The organism is Hymenobacter sp. HD11105 (assembly GCF_054051685.1).
The window spans coordinates 1,019,083-1,038,031 of the sequence record NZ_JBSWBR010000002.1 but is presented as its reverse complement, the minus strand read 5'-3'; the positions used below and the strand labels follow the sequence as shown (position 1 = coordinate 1,038,031).

General features: G+C 55.4%; 19 protein-coding genes. 16 read left to right on the top strand and 3 right to left on the bottom strand.

The window, feature by feature from the left end; all coding sequences use genetic code 11:
- Positions 1-10: 10 nt before the first annotated feature.
- The 10 genes from hisC (at position 11) to ACW9KT_RS10480 (ending at position 7,921) form a co-directional block, all read left to right on the top strand.
- Positions 11-1,066, top strand: coding sequence for a histidinol-phosphate transaminase (gene hisC / locus ACW9KT_RS10525; protein WP_457080083.1), 1,056 nt, complete (start codon positions 11-13; stop codon positions 1,064-1,066).
- A gap of 8 nt (positions 1,067-1,074) precedes the next feature.
- Positions 1,075-1,527 (top strand): AAA family ATPase, encoded by a 453-nt coding sequence (locus ACW9KT_RS10520; RefSeq protein WP_457080081.1) that lies wholly within the window; start codon positions 1,075-1,077, stop codon positions 1,525-1,527.
- Between the two features lie 266 nt (positions 1,528-1,793).
- Positions 1,794-2,900, top strand: coding sequence for a bifunctional histidinol-phosphatase/imidazoleglycerol-phosphate dehydratase HisB (hisB, locus tag ACW9KT_RS10515; protein WP_457080078.1), 1,107 nt, complete (start codon positions 1,794-1,796; stop codon positions 2,898-2,900).
- A gap of 161 nt (positions 2,901-3,061) precedes the next feature.
- Positions 3,062-3,649 (top strand): imidazole glycerol phosphate synthase subunit HisH, encoded by a 588-nt coding sequence (gene hisH / locus ACW9KT_RS10510; protein ID WP_457080076.1) that lies wholly within the window; start codon positions 3,062-3,064, stop codon positions 3,647-3,649.
- Between the two features lie 87 nt (positions 3,650-3,736).
- Positions 3,737-4,453, top strand: coding sequence for a 1-(5-phosphoribosyl)-5-[(5-phosphoribosylamino)methylideneamino]imidazole-4-carboxamide isomerase (hisA, locus tag ACW9KT_RS10505; RefSeq protein ID WP_457080074.1), 717 nt, complete (start codon positions 3,737-3,739; stop codon positions 4,451-4,453).
- A 25-nt stretch (positions 4,454-4,478) separates the two neighbouring features.
- Positions 4,479-5,237 (top strand): imidazole glycerol phosphate synthase subunit HisF, encoded by a 759-nt coding sequence (gene hisF, locus ACW9KT_RS10500; protein WP_457080072.1) that lies wholly within the window; start codon positions 4,479-4,481, stop codon positions 5,235-5,237.
- Between the two features lie 7 nt (positions 5,238-5,244).
- A complete protein-coding gene (gene hisIE / locus ACW9KT_RS10495) occupies positions 5,245-5,889 on the top strand; it encodes a bifunctional phosphoribosyl-AMP cyclohydrolase/phosphoribosyl-ATP diphosphatase HisIE (RefSeq protein WP_457080070.1) in 645 nt (214 codons plus the stop codon).
- Positions 5,890-6,067: 178 nt separating this feature from the next.
- Positions 6,068-6,352 (top strand): hypothetical protein, encoded by a 285-nt coding sequence (locus ACW9KT_RS10490; protein ID WP_457080068.1) that lies wholly within the window; start codon positions 6,068-6,070, stop codon positions 6,350-6,352.
- Positions 6,353-6,472: 120 nt separating this feature from the next.
- Positions 6,473-7,252, top strand: coding sequence for a glycosyltransferase (locus ACW9KT_RS10485; RefSeq protein WP_457080066.1), 780 nt, complete (start codon positions 6,473-6,475; stop codon positions 7,250-7,252).
- 9 nt (positions 7,253-7,261) lie between these two features.
- The gene (locus ACW9KT_RS10480) at positions 7,262-7,921 is read left to right on the top strand and encodes a lipid-A-disaccharide synthase N-terminal domain-containing protein (RefSeq protein ID WP_457080064.1); all 660 of its coding nucleotides are present in this window, start codon (positions 7,262-7,264) and stop codon (positions 7,919-7,921) included.
- Positions 7,922-8,005: 84 nt separating this feature from the next.
- Here the strand turns inward: ACW9KT_RS10480 and ACW9KT_RS10475 are convergent, their stop codons facing one another.
- On the bottom strand, positions 8,006-8,815 hold the full coding sequence (locus ACW9KT_RS10475) for a phosphatase PAP2 family protein (RefSeq protein ID WP_457080062.1): 810 nt from the start codon (positions 8,813-8,815) through the stop codon (positions 8,006-8,008).
- A gap of 283 nt (positions 8,816-9,098) precedes the next feature.
- On the opposite strand from ACW9KT_RS10475, the gene ACW9KT_RS10470 reads away from it, so the two are divergent.
- The 6 genes from ACW9KT_RS10470 to ACW9KT_RS10445 all read left to right on the top strand — a co-directional run bounded on the left by ACW9KT_RS10470 (position 9,099) and on the right by ACW9KT_RS10445 (position 16,810).
- Entirely contained in the window at positions 9,099-9,623 is a 525-nt protein-coding gene (locus tag ACW9KT_RS10470) for a hypothetical protein (RefSeq protein ID WP_457080060.1), read from the top strand.
- Between the two features lie 61 nt (positions 9,624-9,684).
- A complete protein-coding gene (locus ACW9KT_RS10465) occupies positions 9,685-10,245 on the top strand; it encodes a hypothetical protein (RefSeq protein ID WP_457080058.1) in 561 nt (186 codons plus the stop codon).
- Between the two features lie 24 nt (positions 10,246-10,269).
- A complete protein-coding gene (locus ACW9KT_RS10460) occupies positions 10,270-11,103 on the top strand; it encodes a hypothetical protein (RefSeq protein ID WP_457080056.1) in 834 nt (277 codons plus the stop codon).
- Positions 11,104-11,192: 89 nt separating this feature from the next.
- Positions 11,193-12,233, top strand: a complete 1,041-nt coding sequence (locus ACW9KT_RS10455; RefSeq protein WP_457080054.1) for a sensor histidine kinase — start codon at positions 11,193-11,195, stop codon at positions 12,231-12,233.
- A gap of 306 nt (positions 12,234-12,539) precedes the next feature.
- A complete protein-coding gene (locus ACW9KT_RS10450; RefSeq protein ID WP_457080052.1) occupies positions 12,540-13,526 on the top strand; it encodes a YitT family protein in 987 nt (328 codons plus the stop codon).
- A gap of 86 nt (positions 13,527-13,612) precedes the next feature.
- Positions 13,613-16,810: a cyclic nucleotide-binding domain-containing protein gene (locus ACW9KT_RS10445; RefSeq protein WP_457080050.1), complete on the top strand. Its 3,198-nt coding sequence runs from the start codon at positions 13,613-13,615 to the stop codon at positions 16,808-16,810.
- Positions 16,811-16,813: 3 nt separating this feature from the next.
- On the opposite strand, the gene ACW9KT_RS10440 is transcribed toward ACW9KT_RS10445, so the two are convergent.
- Together ACW9KT_RS10440 and ACW9KT_RS10435 are read right to left on the bottom strand one after the other, a co-directional pair.
- Complete coding sequence (locus tag ACW9KT_RS10440) at positions 16,814-17,737, bottom strand: helix-turn-helix domain-containing protein (RefSeq protein ID WP_457080048.1); 924 nt, start codon at positions 17,735-17,737, stop codon at positions 16,814-16,816.
- Positions 17,738-17,886: 149 nt separating this feature from the next.
- Complete coding sequence (locus ACW9KT_RS10435) at positions 17,887-18,882, bottom strand: aldo/keto reductase (protein ID WP_457080046.1); 996 nt, start codon at positions 18,880-18,882, stop codon at positions 17,887-17,889.
- Between the last annotated feature and the right edge of the window lie 67 nt (positions 18,883-18,949).

The following is an 18,949-nucleotide window of genomic DNA, read 5'->3' as shown; positions in this document are numbered from 1 at the left end:
ATCAGTAATCATGGATTTAGAATCTCTGGTTCGCCCGAACGTAAGGGCAATGAAACCGTACTCTTCGGCCCGCGACGAGTTTCAGGGCGACGCTCAAATCATGCTCGACGCCAACGAGAATAGCTTGGGCAGCGCGGGCCCCGCGAATTTCAACCGCTACCCTGACCCTCAGCAGCGGGCCGTAAAAGTGGAGCTAGCCAAAATCAAAGGTGTGTCTGGGGGGCAAATTTTCCTCGGCAACGGCTCCGACGAAGCCATTGACCTACTCGTGCGCCTTACCTGCGTTCCCGGCCAGGACAGCATTCTGATTTTGCCCCCCACCTACGGCATGTACGAGGTGGCCGCCAATCTCAACGATGTAGCCATCCAGCGCCTCCCGCTCACCGCCGACTTCCAGCTCTCGCCCGAAACCGTCGCCGGCGTCATCGCCTCCGACGCCAAGCTGGTCTTCCTCTGCTCGCCCAACAACCCAACCGGCAACTTGCTCCACGCCGCTGCCATCGAAGAAATCCTGCGCGGCTTCCGCGGCTTAGTCATCGTGGATGAAGCCTACGCCGACTTTGCATCCGCCCCTAGTTGGGCCACGCGCTTAGCCGAGTTTCCGAACTTGGTGATTTTGCAAACCTTCTCTAAGGCTTGGGGCTTAGCGGGCCTGCGCTTAGGTATGGCCTTCGCCTCGCCGGAAATCATCGGCTACCTGAACAAAATCAAGCCCCCTTATAATGTGTCGGAAGCCACGCAGCAGCACGCGCTGGCGGCGCTGGCCGCCGGGGGGCATTTTGACAACCTGCGGAATGATTTGCTGGTCGGGCGTCAGTGGCTGGCTGAGCGCCTGCCGGCCCTGGAAATCGTAGAGCACGTATTTCCTTCTGATGCTAACTTCCTGCTGGTGCGCTTCCTGCCCGATGCCACGGCCGTGTATGATTTCCTACTCAACCGGGGCATTGTAGTGCGCAACCGCACGACCCAGCCCGGCTGCGCCGGTACCTTACGCCTTACCGTCGGCACGCCCGCCGAAAACGAGCAGCTGTTGGCAGCGCTACGGGAATTTGGCGCCACTAACTAAGCAAGGCTATGCAGCTTGTTTTGTTCTGCGGCATTCAGGCCACTGGAAAAAGCACGTTTTATCAACAGCGTTTTTTCCATTCGCACGTGCGCCTCAGCCTCGATCTGCTACGTACGCGTCACCGCGAGCAGCGGCTGTTGCAGGCGTGCCTGGAAACCCAGATGCAGTGCGTGATTGATAACACCAATCCCACCCGCGCCGAGCGAGCCACATACATAGAGTCTGCACGTGCGGCTCGCTTCGAAGTAGTCGGGTACTTTTTTGAATCGATAGCGTCACAAGCCGTAGTCCGCAACCAGCAGCGCCCATTGGAACGCCAGATACCCGAGCGGGGCATCCGCGGTACCCGCAACCGACTGGAATTTCCAACCCGCGCGGAAGGCTTCGACCAATTGTACTATGTGCGCACTTTAGGAAATCAGGAATTTGAGGTAAACGATTGGCAGGATGAAGCCACATGATGGGCGCGAAGTGGAGACGCAAAGTTTAGCGTCTCCTTGATGCTGAATTCGTTCGGATGCGGTAATAGACTTTAGCTATGCAACCTTCGGTTCAACTACAAGACGCAAAATCTTACCTCTCTAGCGCGTTCAGGTGCATTCAAACTCCTCACGGCTGTCTGCTTTAACACGCTAATAATTCGTCACTATAGAAAATATTTGCTGCCTTATTACAATCAACCTATCTGTCGCGCTGCAATCCCTAGCTCGGCGGTACCTTGCACTCCATGAAAAAAGTACTCTTTATTGACCGCGACGGCACCATCCTCATCGAGCCGCAGCCAAGTCAGCAGATTGATGCGCTGACGCCAGACAAGTTTCAGTTTCTGCCCGGCACCATCTCCAACCTGGCCCGTATTGTCCGCGAGCTCGACTACGAGTTGGTGCTAGTGAGCAACCAAGATGGCCTGGGCACGAGCAGCTTTCCAGAGGATACGTTCTGGCCGGCGCATAATCTTATGCTCGACATTTTGCGGGGAGAAGGAGTGGAGTTTGCCCGCGAGCACATCGACCGCAGCTTCGCCCACGAAAACTTGCCTACCCGCAAACCCGGCATCGGCATGCTCGCTCAATACTTAGGTGACAACAGCGGCTACGACCTCCCAAACTCTTTCGTCATTGGCGACCGGCTCACCGACGTAGAGCTAGCCCAGAACCTGGGCTGTCAATCCATCCTGATTCGCGAAGAAGCTGATGAGCGCGCCGCCTTCACCACCCAAAGCTGGGACGACATCTACCGCTTCCTCCGTTTGCCCGCCCGCACGGCCCTCGTGCAGCGCGACACGAATGAAACCAAAATTCGCGTCGAGCTAAACCTTGATGGGCAGGGCCGCCCCAGCATGCACACCGGACTGGGCTTCTTCGATCATATGCTAGACCAGCTCAGCAAGCACTCGGGCGTCGACATGAAAATTAAAGTACAAGGCGACCTGCATATCGACGAGCACCACACCATCGAAGACACGGCGCTAGCCCTCGGCGAAGCATTTGCCCAAGCTCTCGGCGACAAGCGCGGCCTGGCCCGTTACGGTTTTTTACTACCCATGGACGACGCGTTAGCACAAGCGGCTATAGACTTTTCGGGGCGTCCATGGCTAGTATGGGACGCTGAGTTTAAGCGGGAGAGAGTAGGGGATATGCCCACCGAAATGTTTTACCACTTCTTCAAAAGCTTCTCCGACGGTGCTCGCTGCAACCTGAATATTCAGTGTGCCGGCGACAACGAACATCATAAAATAGAAGCCATTTTCAAGGCTGTAGCCAAAGCAATGAAGATGGCTCTAGTGCGTGATGCTAGCAAGATGGAGATACCCAGCACAAAAGGAGTATTATAATATTACTCATTTGTAAAAACATTTGGATATACCATAAAGAGTTGCTTCTGTTCTTCGTCCTGTAGGTATTTATGCAGCACACAACTCTAAATGGCTGAATTCAAAGCTGGTTGTGATTAACCAAATGTTTATACAAATGGATAAACATGTAATAAAGTCAAATGGAAATAGCAGTCATTAATTATAAAGGGGGCAACGTGCAGTCGGTGCTATTTGCACTGGAGCGCCTAGGCTGCCGGCCTACGCTTACTGCAGATCCGGAGGTAATTCGGCAGGCCGATAAGATCATCTTCCCCGGTGAAGGCGAGGCCGCTTCTGCAATGTGTGAGCTAAGGGCTCAAGGCCTAGATAAACTATTGCCCACGCTGACCCAACCTTTTCTGGGAGTATGTTTAGGGATGCAACTGCTCGGCACGCACAGCGAAGAGAACGACGCCACCTTACTTGGTATATTACCCTTTGAGGTAAAACGCTTCCCAACGTTGCCGGAGTACAAAGTGCCGCACATGGGCTGGAACACCTTGCAGCGCCTACGCTCACCACTGTTTGAAGGCCTTGGCGCGGAAGACTATGTATACTTCGTGCACAGCTATTACGCGCCAGTGGGTGACTATACAATTGCCGAAGCCGAATATCCCACACCCTTCAGTGCGGCCGTACAGCACAAGAATTTCTACGCCGTGCAGTTTCACACTGAAAAAAGCGGCCCCGTGGGAACACGTATACTAGAGAACTTTCTGCAGCTCTAACGCTGAGTTTGTGCTTAGCAAGTCTCGGTGCGGCTGCACCAAAACTATCATCACTCCAAGCCTAGATTTGGTGTTAATTGCCCGTTTATGAATATCATCCCCGCCATCGACCTAATCAACGGGCAGTGCGTCCGCCTCACGGAGGGCGACTTCGCCCAGCAAACCACCTACGATGCCGACCCGCTAGCCGTGGCGCAGCGCTTTGAGCAGCAAGGCGTACGTCGTCTGCACCTGGTGGACCTGGACGGCGCCCGCGTCCGGCGCCCCGTCAATCTGCCGGTGCTGGAGAAAATTGCCCGCCACACCGGCCTGCACATTGACTTTGGGGGCGGGCTGCAAAGCGAGCAATCGGTTCGGCAGGCCTTCGATGCGGGCGCGGCCCAGATTACGGCCGGCAGCATTGCCGTGCGCGAGCCCGGTGTGGTACAGCATTGGCTGACAACTTTTGGGGCGGATAAAATCATTGTGGGGGCCGATTTTCGCCACAACCATATTGCCATTAACGCTTGGGCCGATCAGTCGGAGTGGACGCTGAGCGCGTTTGTTAAAGAATACTTGGAGGCCGGCGCCACCACCTTTATCTGCACCGATGTAAGCAAGGACGGCAAGTTGCAAGGCCCCTCGCTGCTCATGTATCAGGAGCTGCGGGAGCAGTTTCCCCAGGCTCAGCTCGTGGCCAGCGGCGGCGTAACGACCATGCAGGACGTGGAGGCGCTGGCCAGCATTGGTATGCACGGTGCTATTATCGGTAAGGCACTGTACGAAGGCACCATTACGCTGGAGCAGCTACAGGCTCTGCTGTAGTTATTTCATTATAAAAAAGCCCCCCATGCTCACCAAACGAATTATTCCCTGCCTCGACGTGAAAGACGGCCGCACCGTAAAGGGCGTGCGCTTCGAGGGCCTGCGCGATGCCGGCGACCCAGTGGCGCTGGCATCGCGCTACGCCCGCGAGGGCGCCGACGAGCTAGTGTTTCTCGACATCACGGCCACTAACCAGAAGCGCGCCACCCTGGTAGCGCTGGTGCGCGACGTGGCCCGCGAGCTGGATATTCCCTTCACTGTGGGCGGCGGCATCGGGACCGTGGCCGACGTGGAGGCTTTGCTCATGAATGGTGCCGATAAGGTAAGCATCAACTCCGCCGCCCTGCACCGCCCCGAGCTAATCGACGAGCTGGCCCGCCGCTTTGGCTCCCAGTGCATCGTGGTAGCCGCCGACGCCCGCTTTCACGAGCCCGAGGGCTGGCAGATTTACACCCGCGCCGGCACTCACAACACTGGTCTCGATGCCGTGCAGTGGTGCCGCGAAGCCGCCGACCGTGGCGCGGGCGAAATCCTGCTCACCAGTATGAGCAACGACGGCACCAAGGACGGTTTCGCGCTGGACATCACCGGGGCCGTGAGCCGGGCCGTATCCGTGCCCGTAGTGGCTTCGGGCGGCGCAGGCAGCAAGCAGCATTTCACGGAGGTATTCCAGAACGCTCAGGCTGATGCGGGCCTCGCCGCCAGCATTTTCCACTTCGGCGAAATCGGGATTCGGGAGCTAAAAGAACACTTGCGCCAGGATGGTATTCCGGTGCGACTTTAAATCAACCATGACATTCGATTTCGATAAAATGCCCGATGGGTTAATCCCCGCCGTGGTGCAGGACGACCAGACTGGCCAGGTGCTGATGCTGGGCTACGTGAACCAGAAGGCGCTGGCCAAAACTCAGCAAGAAGGCCGCGTGACCTTTTTCTCGCGATCCAAAAACCGCCTCTGGACCAAGGGTGAAACCTCCGGCAACTTTCTCAAAGTAGTAAGTCTGCATCCCGACTGCGACGGCGACGCGGTGCTCATCCGCGCCCGCCCCGACGGCCCCACCTGCCACCGCGGCACCGTCAGCTGCTTCGAGCAACCCGACCAAACGGCCATTCCCACCGCCCCGGTCGGTTTCCTGGCTGAGCTGGAGCGCCTAGTGCAACGCCGCCGCGACTTCCCCGACGAAGACCCTAAGTCGTACACGGCATCGCTGTTTCGTAAAGGCATGCCCAAAATCGCTCAGAAGGTAGGCGAGGAAGCCGTTGAAACGGTAATTGACGCCGTAGGGGGCAATTTTGAAGGCTTGAAAGGCGAAGCCGCTGACTTGCTTTACCATCTGCTGGTGCTGCTAGCCGCTTCCAACCTGACCCTGGATGATGTGTTAGCCGTATTGCGCGAGCGACACAGCACGATTTCAGCGGGCGTACGCCGGGAGTAAGTGGCTCGCTGCAAGTTGCTTTAAATAGGCGGTCATGCAGAGCGCAGCGAAGCATCTCGCGTGCTGATGTGAGGTTACCAATTTGGGGCATTAGCACGCGAGATGCTTCGCTGCGCTCTGCATGACAGTTTTTATAAATAATCTCTAGTCTCTATCTACTTATTCTGTCAGCCAGTTTATGGAAGCTCTTATTCTAGAAAAGGCAAATGAAGTAATTCCCCGCCTAGGATCTTGGTTAACTCTGGACAAAGAAGAAGCTATTAAGGCCACATATGGCATGGGTACTTTTTATTTGGTGAAAGAGGTGTACAGCTTCGCAGTGAACTATGAAATAGATTGGTCAGTGGAAACGCATCAATCGGCAATAGATAAAGTAAAGGCCGCGGTCAAATACGCCTATCCTTTTCTCACTGAAGAAAGCATTCAAACGCTCGCTAATTGTTTTGCGGTTAGCTGGAAGTAACCGATTTTACCATTGATAATCATAAGCAAAACAGGTTGGGGCTTTTTAGCGCGGTATAGTACTCAGTAAAGCCGCTGGCGCTAAATCCTTTTTACCTTGCGGCCGCATTACCGCATTTCTATGTCTGCTGTCCCTTCTGCTTACCTTGCCACCCAGTCGCTCACGGTGCTTGTTCCTGTTTATAATGAGGAAGAAAGCCTGCCGCAGTTTGTGGTGGAGATGGATAAATTTCTAGCCCAAACGCCCGTCGCGACCACCGTGTTATTCGTCAACGATGGCTCAACGGATGGCTCCCTGGCCTTGCTGCGCGGCATCTGCCGGCCCGGTACCCTGTACGAGTTTATCAGCCTGGCCCAAAACCGCGGGCTGAGTACAGCCATCAAAGCCGGCATCGACCACTGCCGCAGCACCCTAATCGGCTACATCGATAGCGACATTCAAACCACGCCGCTCGACTTTCTGACCTTCTTCGAATTTCTGCCCGAGTACGATATGGTAAACGGCATCCGGGCCAAGCGCCAGGATACGCTGGTTAAGAAGCTCTCGTCGAAGGTGGCCAACACGGTGCGGCGCACGCTTATCAACGACGGCATTCAGGATACGGGTTGCCCGCTGAAAATCATCAAAATAGAGTACGCCCGGCGCATTCCGCTGTTTCATGGCATGCACCGCTTCTTGGGGGCGCTCGTGCAGTTGCAGGGGGGCAAGGTAAAGCAGCTGCCCGTGCGCCACTTCCCGCGCTTTGCTGGCACGGCCAAGTACAATCTCTGGAACCGCGCCTGGAAGCCCTTGGTCGATACCTTCGGGTTCCGCTGGATCAGGAGCCGCTGGCTGAACTACGCCATCGGGGAGCAGCAGCGTCAGGAGCAGGCCCAGGCGGGGCGCACCCTCGAAGGCTAGCCCCAGCGCATGAAGACCGAAGTCGTCGCGTACGGGGTTGGGCTCATTGCGCAGCTGCTGTTTTCGAGCCGCATTATTCTGCAATGGATTCAGAGCGAGCGGGCCAAGCGGGTGCTGGTGCCGGTGCTGTTCTGGCAAATCAGCCTGGTGTCGTCGTTTCTGATGATTCTGTACGGCATGCTCCGCCACGACCCGATTATTCTGGCGGCCCAGCTCATCAGCTACGGCATTTATATCCGCAACCTGCAATTGCTAGGGGAGTGGAGTAAGCTCAATGAGGTGTTTCGGGCGGCCGCATATACGTTTCCTTTAGCCGCTATTGGCTGGTTTGTGAACGGCACTTCTTTTTTCAGCCTGCAAACCATGCTCGAGAACAGGATTCCGGGGGGCGTGCTGGCACTTGGGGCGGTGGGGCAAACCATCTTTCTGCTGCGCTTCGTGTACCAGTGGCTGTACTCCGAGCGCAAGGGCGAGTCGGTGCTGCCGCTGGGCTTCTGGCTCGTCAGCCTCATCGGCTCCGCGCTTATTCTGGCATATGCCGTGTTGCGACGCCCCGTGGATTACGTGCTTATTCTGGGCAATGTGCCGGGCATCATCGTGTACGCCCGCAACGTGGTACTGCTGCGCCGGGAAATCAAAGGGCTGCGGGTGGAGGAAATACAGAAGTAAGAAGCCACAAAAATTAAAGGGTTAGAGACATTATATAAAAGCCTTCCAAGCTACTTTAAGGGCTTTTTAATGCTGAAATCTAACTTACCGAGGCTGCCAGGTAAAGCAGAGCCCGGTAGCGCCACCATAAAGGGTCGGCGTTAGGGTCATGCCCTCCGGCAGGCGGGGCTTGCGGCCCCAGCGGTTACGGTGGGTAAGGTAGGCCATGTGGGCCGAGAGAATCCCGAAGCCTGCTCCGGCCACCACATCGCTCTGCCAGTGCTTAGTATTAATCATGCGCAGGGCGCCTACGCCCGTGGCAATGGTATATGCGCCAATGCCGTACCACTGACTTTTGTCGCGCAACTCAGTGTGCACAATGCTAGCGGCCAGAAACGCCTGGGCTGTGTGACCCGAGGGGAAAGCGTCTCGGCCCGAGCCGTCGGGGCGCTCCTGGCGGGTAATATGCTTGAGGGCAAATACCGAGGTAAGCATAAATAGCTCGGCCTTGCCAATCACGAGCAAGGTGTTTATCCGGTCGTTGCGCGACTCTACGCCGGCCAGGGCTACGATGCCTAGCTCGGCGTAGGGGGCAAATATGAGGAAGTCGTCGAGGTTGGTGCGGTAGGTGGGGAAGAGCTTATGAATATCGCGGTTAGCCTGCTCATTCGTGTAAAAGCCCCCGCCCCGGTGCGTGTAAAAGCCATAGCCAATCAGGACGGCCGGCACGGCGGTGGCGCGCACGAGCTTGCTTTGGTACCAGGGCTTTTTGGTGGTAGGAGCGTCGAGGGGCGATTCGTATTTCTCTAGTGTATCAGCAGCGGCCGGCGGCGGAGTGACTTGAGCGTGCGCTGGTACGGCAGCCACGCAGATAAACAACCCGAGCCCAACAGCATGGCTTCGCAATCGGGACAAAAGGAAATGATACGTCAAGCGCATGATGATAAGCTCCCAGAGGTGGGAGAGAAGTGAATGAAGTAGAAGCGTCTGTCTGGCTTTACTCTGCTAGGGGTTCTACAGTTACGCTGCGCCTCTGTCCTAACAGGTAGGGTAACACTCGCCATTATGTAAACTATAGTAAATTATTTAAATATATTTTATTACTATTATACGTGGCTCCCTGCTGTGTTCGTGTTCTGGTAAGTAATAGTCAGACAGTTACAGCCGAAGTCGAAATCTCACTCCTATGCTGCTACATATGAAACCAAACGTCACGTTTTACTGGCTATGCGGTGCACTACTGGTTGCCCCCGTTGTGCTGAATAGCTGCCAGCACGCCCCCCAGAATCAAGCTTGGCAGGCCCAGCCAGAAACTGGCTTGTATCAGCAGACGGCCCTGCTAACGGCAGCCGCGGCTGCTCCCAAAAAGCTCAAGCCCGGCCGAAAGCCCAAAACGAAGGCTGACTACGAGAGTGCTATTGCATCGGTGAAGCAATATCGAAAAATGCACGAAAAGGGGGGGATGCTCAACAGTTACCTCAGCAAACAGGTTGTGAAAGATCTGATTGCCAACAGCAAATGCGAGGGCATTCGCATGTACCTAGCCGATAGTGCTGGGCAGGAGAGAATGGTGGTAATAGGCGTGGATAAGGATGGCATGGACCTGATCACGCCCACCACTCTGGAAGACAAAACCGGGGTCAAAAGCCAGGGTAAATACTTGTTTGGTATCAGCGAAGACAGGTGCCCGGAGAGTTGTGTGGGCGCTATCTTATATGAGTAAGTAGCGCACGGGCCAGAATCAACCTATCATTTTCCTTTTCACTAACTACATATTAGCTTCTATGAAAACAGGTACGAATCTGCGTTGGGTGGTGGGCTGTTTGGTGTTGTTAGGGACTGGGGGGCTTTTTAGCTGCAATGAGGCAAGAAAAAATGAGGAGCCTAGGTCGCAGGAGGCAATTGCTCAAAGCCAATCCACACCTGATCAGGATCAATTCGAGATAGATCCTGCCGTAACATTAATTAAGAAACCATTTAATTCTAACGCAGGAAGAATACCGACTACTAAAGCGGATTATGATAGTGCTATTGCATCAGTGAAACGATATAAAGGCAAGTATCAAAACAATGTTCACAATAATTATTTTAGTAGAGAATTAGCCGAAAAACTCTTACTTAATAAGGAATGTGTAGGCTTGCGGGTTTATCGTGCTGATAGTACGGGAAAGAAAAATGGTAAGTATTTACGCATTGTAGTAATAGGGGTAGATAAAAATGGCCGGGATATATCAACTCCCGTATCTTTAGTAGATAGCAATAGTTTAAAATTGCAAGAGCGGTTTTTGTTTGGTATAAGTGAGGAGAAATGCCCAAATAACTGTGGGGGTTGTCTTTTATATTAATAAAGAATGAGTGAGTAGAATTTCATGGATGCGTGGGTTGCACTGCATTTGCTTAATCGGGTACTGGAGGCGGCAGCTATAGTGCCGTTTGCCAGCGCGTGTCTGCGGCGGCGACATATTCCCTACCAATATCGGTTGGTGTTTTATTATGTGGCCGCCAAAGTGGTGCTGTTTCCCATGGATACCATCAGCCGCATCACTATTCACAACAACGTTTATCTTTTTCACCTGTCCACGGTGATAATGGTGGTTTTGCTGGCGGGCACCTACCAGCGTTTGTTGCCCCCCGGGCGAGTACAGCAGCTTATCCGGCCTTGTATTGGCGTGTTTCTGGTCGTGGCCTTACTAGATGCCACGGTGCTCAATGGTCTTGTCACGGATGTAAACAGCTATGCGCATGCCTTGGGCTGCACGATGCTGGTTACGTTGGCCATTATCCATGTGACGCAATTAACCCGCAGTTCACCATTTGAGCTGGAACAGCAGCCCGAATTCTTCTTTAGCGTTGCCATTTTGGTGTACTGTTCCTGCTCCGTGGTAACGTACGCGGCGATCAATGTTATCTACAGCGCTGAATACTTTGACAAAACTACTATCATCCGCCTCGATACGCTGCTGAGTAGCCCCGACACGTTTTTAGCCGCCGTGCACATGGCCTTGTTTGCCTGGATGTTCCGCTTCTTTCCCCTCAGCGTGACGGTAGATCAAGCGCTGCCGCGCTGGCTGCACTACAGTAGGTGGGGGCGCCGGCCATACCGGCTGCTGGGCCAGTCGCACGCGGCCGTGCTGCCAACCGTTATTCCCCCGTTTACGTCCTCCGCTGTTTCCGAATCGGTGCGACTTCTTCAGGATGAATGAGGTATGAGTCGCTGATTTTGCCCCCCAGCGCCTTATCTTAGAAACTGTAGCTTCATTTTACTTTACGCTGAGCTTAGCTGGCGAGTGCCATGCCCGACGTTTTGATTCCCTTTCTGCTCGTTGGTCCCATCCTGCTGCTGCTGGCCCTCGGCATTGTGACCATCCTAATTCGGGAGCAGCGGCGGCGATTGGTGCAGGAAAAGGAAAAACAACAGATTTTGGCGCAGCAGAATGAGCAGCTGGAACAGCAAGTAGCGGCCCGCACTGCCGAAATTATCGCCCAACGTAACGACCTGGAGCAGGCCCTGACTGACCTGAAAACCACCCAAACCCAGCTGGTACAGCGCGAAAAGATGGCCTCGCTGGGGGAGCTGACGGCCGGCATTGCCCACGAGATGCAGAATCCCTTGAACTTCGTTACCAACTTCTCCGACCTGAGTGTTGATCTGGTGGCGGAGCTGGAAGAAGAGCTGGCCAAGGAACACTTATCACCCGAAGGCAAGCTGACGATTTACCAGCTAGTGCAAGATTTAATCGAAAACCAGTCCCGAATTCACCAGCACGGGCACCGCGCCGACCGCATCGTGAAAAGCATGCTGGAGCACTCCCGGGCCAGTAGTGGGCAGCGGCAGGCTACTGACCTCAATGCCTTAGTAGACGAGAGCCTGCGCCTGGCTTACCACGGCTGGCGGGCCAAAAGCAAAGATTCCAATGCTACTCTGCTCACGGAACTGGAGCCCAATCTGGAGCCGGTATGGGTGTTGCCCCAAGACCTAAACCGGGTGCTGCTCAATCTGCTGACTAATGCCTTCTATGCCGTGGCCGAAAAGAGCCGGCAGTTGGGGGAAGCTTACCGTCCGGAGGTGTGCGTGCAAACCCGGCGGGTGGGCCATACTGTCCAGATTCGGGTGCGCGATAACGGCAACGGCATTCCGGAGGCCGTGCGGGACAAGATCTTTCAACCGTTTTTCACGACTAAGCCTACGGGTGAAGGCACGGGCCTGGGCTTATCCTTGAGCTACGATATCATCACCAAGGGCCACGGCGGCACGCTCAGCGTGGCTAGTAAGGATGGAGAGTACACCGAATTCACCATCGGCCTGCCGATCCGTGCTACGGAGCGCGACTAGCTGTTCGGTATTATTAGCTTATTTACTTAAATTAAATTTATATTTCGAAAACTGTCTACCCGCACAGCCATCGTAGGGAATAACATTCGGGCTTATTCCTGCGACTGCGCTGCCAAGCCCATAGTTAAGATGCGTGCTACGGGCTAAATAGGCTTTTACTTGCCGTTGAAGCAGGGCATTAGCCACTTTTGGATCTTCGGTGTCAGTTCTCTAGCAACTGGCTTTTTAGGTTTTGCCTGGCAAGTAGCTTACTGCTTCTGCCCAGGTCCATATCGATACGGTACACCTCGCTTTTTGCAGGTTGCAATGTTGCTCAACGACCTTATACCGGAGCGTTTTCGCACTGGGCGATTTGCCCGACAGGCAGTAACTACGCCTGTGGGCACCGCACCATCGGAAGCTCCGACCTTTAACTTACTGTATCACCTGTCGCAGCGCTGGGTGCGCCAGCTGCTAATGCAGTGCTTGTTGATCCTAGCGGGCGTTTTCTCGGCAGCCCTAGGCTTGAAGGGCTTTTTGCTCCCCAATGGCCTGCTTGACGGTGGTGTAACTGGTATTTCCTTGCTGATTAGTCACTTGACGGGGATGTCACTCTCGCTGCTCATCGTAGTGATTAACATTCCCTTTATCGTGCTCGGCTATTATCATCTGGGCCGAAAGTTTGCCCTAAAGTCGCTGCTCACCATTGTGCTGCTGGCTGGAGTGTTGTTAGTGGTTTCATTTCCTACGCTCACCGATGATAAGCTGCTGATTGCCGTGTTTGGCGGCTTTTTTCTAGGCGCGGGTATGGGCCTGGCTATGCGGGGGGGCGGAGTACTAGACGGAACCGATATTCTGGCGGTTTATCTGAGTCGTAAGCTACCGCTCTCCATTGGCGATGTCGTCCTGATTATCAACATAATCATCTTCGGTGTGGCAGCCTGGCTGCTATCGATCGAAACCGCCCTTTATTCCATTCTGACTTTTCTATCGGCTTCCAAAACCGTGGATTTTGTGTTGGTAGGCATCGAAGATTATACCGGCCTGACTGTCATTTCCTTTCATAGCACCGAAATCAGGCAGATGATAACCGATAAGATGCGGCGTGGGGCTACGGTGTTTGAGTGCACCCAAGGCTACGGTACGCACGGCCATCAGCACTTGAAGGTGGAAGCAGTCTTTACCGTAGTCACCCGCCTGGAAGTCGTGAGCCTGACGGACGAAATTAATAAAATTGACCCCCATGCCTTTATCATTATGCAAAGCATCAGTGATACCAAGGGCGGACTAGTAAAGAGGCGGGCTTTGCACTAATAGCCTCTTATTAGGCCGCCTTACTACCCGTTGCGGAGCCTGTGGGCGCGGCGGCTTTCAATTACCCGAGTGTTCAACGTGTTCTCATGGAGAAGCTGTATCGTTTTTTGGGCATCCGGCCACGCGAGACCAAAACAGTCTGGCTGTTTTTTGCGCATAATTTTCTGTTAGGCATCGGTACCATTCTGGTTTACGTGACGGCCAACGTGCTGCTGCTGGAAGAACACCCCGAGCGCAACCTGCCGCTGGCCTACTGCGTGGGCGCGCTAGCCATGATTGCCGTGGGTAAAGTATATGCCTACTACGAGCATCACCTTCAACTCAAAACTCTGGCCGTGCGGGTGCTGCTGGCCTCGGTCGTGCTCACGCTGGTGCTGGGTTTGCTGCTGCTGCGGGGCCCCTCGGTCACAACGGCCGTGGCTATCATGACCGGCTACCGCCTGATTTATCTGCTTACCAACCTGGAGTTCTGGGGCATGTCGGCGGTGGTATTCAACGTGCGCCAAGGGCGGCGGCTGTTCAGTATCATCAGCTCCGGCGATATGCCGGCCAAGGCGCTGGGGGCCATTTTAGCCGTTTTCATTCACGCCTATAATGAGTTGTACGTGCTGTTGCTGCTGGCTTTTGGGGCTTACCTGCTTGCCTTGCTTATTCAGCGCACCACCTTTAGCATTCAAAACGTAGATGCCCGGCCTGGCCCGCCACGAGTGGCTCGGCCGGAGCAGCCGGCGTTGCTGCGCCAGTTGCTGGGCGGAAGTCCACTCATCCGGGCCATGGGTCTGAGTCTGACGGCCATTGCCGCCGTGGCGGTGGGCGTGGAGTACGTGTTCTTCGTGAATGTGAAGTATAAGCTACAAGATCAGACAACCATATTGCAGTACGTGGGGGGCTTTTTGGGGCTGACTTACCTGCTGGCTATGGTCTTCAAGCTGCTGATCTCGCGCCACAGCATCGACCGGCTGGGGGTGCGCTGGACCCTGGTGCTGCTGCCGCTCACGGCCCTAGCGGGCATTATGTTATTTGGCGTGCTGCGCGTAGCCAATGTGGGCCCCGCCGAGCTGATGCTGTATTTTGGGGGGCTTTATCTGGTGCTGGAAGTAATGCGCCGCACCTTGTTCGAGCCCGTTTATCTGGTCTTGTTTCAACCCCTCACGCCGGCTGAGCGCCTGCAGGGCCACACCCTGGCCAAAGGCTTCTACGAGCCGCTGGGGTTAGGTCTGGGGGGCATTTTCCTGCTCAGCCTACACCAGACGCTGGCTTTGAACCAATGGGTGCCTTTCGTGTGGATGGGCTTGTTGCTGCTGGCGGCCGTATTCCTACTGCAGCGTACGTACTGGAAGTATTTGGATGAGTTGAAGGGAGCGCTGGGTTTGCGCTTCAACGCCAGGGTTCGCCCGAATTTGCCCTCCAGCAGCCCAGTGCCTGCCCCAGTAGCCGGGCCCGTGGTTACTCCCGAGGAAGCCCTGCACGCCGTGGAGTACCTGCAGAAAGCTGGCGCCGCCACGCTTCGCAAGCACGCCGAAGATCTGCTGGGTCATGCCGATAGCCGAGTCCGCAGCCGGGTTTTGAGCTTGGTGGGGCTACACGCCGATGTGACCTTACTGCGGCGCTTGGCTCTCAACGACCCCGACCCAGTACTGCGCGAAATGGCCAGCCAGCTGGCCGGCCGCTACCCCGAGGCCGATGATTTGCTGTCTCACCCCGATCTGGCCGTGCGCAAGGGCGCGCTGCGGGGCCGCTTGAAAGCTTCGCCCACCGATGCGCCGGCGCTGGCCAGTCTCGCCGAGCTAGCCGCTTCCTCAGAAACCAGCTTTCGGCTTGTAGCGCTGGCCTTAGTCGATTTTCTGACTCCCGATAAGCAGCTAGAGTTGATTACCGTTTGCCAGCAAAGCAGTGAGGCGCCACTAGTTCAAGCGGGCATTTACGCGGCCGCTCGAATGCCCTCGCCCGCCTTAACCAAGCAGCTCATCAGCTACCTCAGCAATAAAGCCGTGCAAAAGCCCGCCGCCGCCAGCCTCGTGCAGATGGGGGACGCCGTGCTGCCGCCAATTCAGGAAGCCTTGACCCAAGAAATTGATGGGCGGCGGGTGCATCTGCTGGCCCAGGTATGCGCCCACCAGGCTACGGCGGCCGCGCGCCAAGTGCTGGTTGTGGCCGCTCAGGGGGCAAATTTGCACGCCCGCGCCGCCGCGCTCCGTGCCCTAAGCAACTTCGCGACCGTAAAGGCTGACTCATCCATTTTTCACCGCCTCGTGGAGAAGGAGATGCGGCTCGCCCAGCACTTACTGCACGGGATGATGTCGGCTAATTCGGAGCTACGGTCGGCTCTGCGCTATGAGCTGCGCAAGGGGCAGCAGCGCCTGTTTGGCTTGCTGATGCAAGTGTATGAGCGGCAGCCCATCATGGATGCGCAACGCGGCGTGGCCCACTCGGCTGGCGAGCGACAAGCCAACGCTCTCGAGATTCTGGATAACCTCATTCCGCGGCCACTATACCAGGGCTTGCAGGCCTTGCTGGATGCCGGCCGGCTTAGTGATAAGGTGCGTGTGTTCGATGGGCTACTCGGCCCCCTGACTTCGTCCGAGTCAATTCAGAACTTCATTGTGCGGCAGGGAGCGGAGGCTTTCTCGGCCTGGACCATCAGCGTGGCCTTGCGGCAGTGGCATCCCCAGCCACCCATTGTGGAGCACCTGTATCAGCACCTTGAAACCCACAACCTTCTCATTAAGGAAAGCGCTCTGATTGTGCTGCGCCAGCTGCCCGTGCAGCGCCCCGCGGCCTACGATCAGTTAGTGGCCGCGCACCCCGCTATTGCTGCACTGCTTACGACAACCCCAGAAACGGGTGCGGCCTCGGCGCGGGAGCGCGTGCACATCCTGAAAGCCACCACCTTATTTTCCGAAACTCCCGAAAACGTACTGGGTAGCATTGTGCCCATTATGAAGGAAGTAACTTTTGAGCCCGACCAGGAAATTTTTGTGAAGGGTATGCTGGGTCACTCTCTGTTTATCGTGTGCGAGGGGGAAGTAGGCATCTACGATGGGGCAATTCAGCTGACTACCTTTCGCAAGGGGGAGTTTTTTGGGGAGCTAGCCTTGCTCGACGCCGAAGCCCGCTCCGCAACCGCCGTAGCCTTGGGTCATGTGGTCGCTTTCCGCATCGATCAGGACGACTTTTACGATGTAATGGAGGAGTGCTCGGAAGTAGCCCGCAATATTATGCGCGTCCTCTGCCAGCGCCTGCGCAAGCAGAACGAGAAGATGCTGACCGAAACGCCGGCCTAACGCTCAATTCGCGGCTACCCGAAATGCGGCCGGCGTGTGGCCCGTCTTGTTTTTGAATAAACGAGTGAAGTACTGCGGGTACTCAAAGCCCAACTGAAAAGCAGTTTCGTTGATTGATAGGGAGGTAGTGAGCAGCAACTGTTTGGCCTTCTCAATGAGGGCGTAGTGAATGTGCTGCTGCGTGTTCTGGCCGGTGAGGGTGCGCAGCATATCGCTCAGGTAAGCCGGCGACACATGTAAGGCATCGGCGAAGTATTGTACACTCGGCAGCGGCTTCTCGCCAGCTTGGGCAAAATAGGTTGTTAACTGGGTTTCGAAGCGGGTGAGCAAGTCGTGCTCTGCGGTGCGCCGGGTCAGAAACTGACGGTGGTAAAAGCGGTTGGCATAGTTGAGCAGAGTTTCAATCTGTGAGATCAGCACATCATGGCTAAAGGCATCGATAGGCTGTTCATATTCGCTCTGAATGCTGTGTAGCAGGCCATCCAGCACTTTTTCTTCGCGCTCCGACAGGTGGAGGGCTTCATGCACTTCATAGGAGAAAAAGCCGTAGCTGGGTATTTTCTTGCCTAATGGATACTTGTTCAGCAGGTCGGGGTGAAAAATCAGCATCCAGCCGCTTATCTCCGAAATGTCCAGCGAGGAGTCAATAGTAAAGACTTGACCTGGGGCCTGAAACCCTAGCACACCTTCATTGAAATCAAAGGATTGATGGCCGTACAGTAGGTTTCCCTTCAAGTTTTTCTTCAGCCAGACGGTATAGAATTGCTGTACCACCTGGATAGTTTCCGTAAACTTGGCCCTACTACGCGTTGTACTCAAATCAATGACCGTAAGTAGCGGGTGCGAGGGCGCCGCGGGTAACCCGCAAAACCGGGTGAAGTCCGTAACCGTGGAGAGCACTTGGAACTCTTTGTTGGGCTGTTTCATAGTCAGGGACTACTCTAATACTGATCAAGTGTAGTAACAAAGAATAAGCAGATTATGCCTTAGAAGGACTAACTGGTTAAGCGTCGCAAGAGCAAGTAGCTATGCGGCGCTTAACTGGCTAAGACTTCCTAATAGGAGTGCACTAGGTACTAAAAACCCTCCGGATACGCGGCGCCAGCGGCACTGCCCACGGGCATAATGGCGTCGAGGTCGGCCAGTTCAATAGGGCTCAGCGCGATGCTGGCGGCGGCTACATTGGCTTCCAGGTATTTGCGGCGCTTAGTGCCGGGAATGACTACTACATCCTGGGCTAGTACCCAGGCCAGAGCCAGTTGGGCGGCCGTTACACCTTTAGAGCTGGCTAAGGTGTTCAGTTTATCAACAAGCGCTAGATTTTGGTAGAAGTTCTCACCCTGGTAGCGGGGGAAGAAGCGGCGTGAATCGTTGGCTTCAAAGTCATCCGGACTCTTGATGTCACCTGACAAGAAGCCGCGGCCCAGTGGCGAATAAGCGACGAAGCCAATGCCCATGTCTCGCGCGGCCTGAATAATACCTTCGTCCTCTACGCGGCGGTCGAACAGGGAGTACTCGCTTTGCAGGGCCGATATGGGGTGGACGGCGTGCGCCCGAGACAGTATATCGGCGGGCACTTCGGAAAGCCCTAGGTAGCGAACTTTGCCTTCTTCCACCAGCCGGCTCATAGCGCCTACCGTGTCCTCGATGGGGGTGGCAGGGTCGAGGCGGTGCAAGTAGTAGAGGTCAACGTAGTCGGTGCCCAGGTTGCGCAGCGAGCGCTCGATGGACTTGCGCACGTACTCGGGGCGGCCGTTGTACTGGCCAGTCCAGTTTTCATTATCGTCTACCTCAAACCCGAACTTGGTGGCTATGGTGTAATGGTCGCGCTTGCCAGCAATGGCTTTGCCCACTAGCCGCTCATTCAGCATTGGGCCATACAGGTCGGCTGTGTCGAGCATTGTTACGCCCAACTCGAGGGCCCGGTGCAGGGTGGCTAGGCTTTCCGTCTCGTCGGCTTGGCCGTACACGCTCATGCCATTCACGCCACTGGTCATGCCCATGCAGCCCAGCCCTTCCACTGATACTTCGAGGCCCTGAATGCCCAAAGCTACTTTTTTGATGGTGCTCATACGGTGTTGTTTTAGATAATGTGAGGCTACTGATTTACCACACAAAGGTCTGCCCAACACGCAGGGT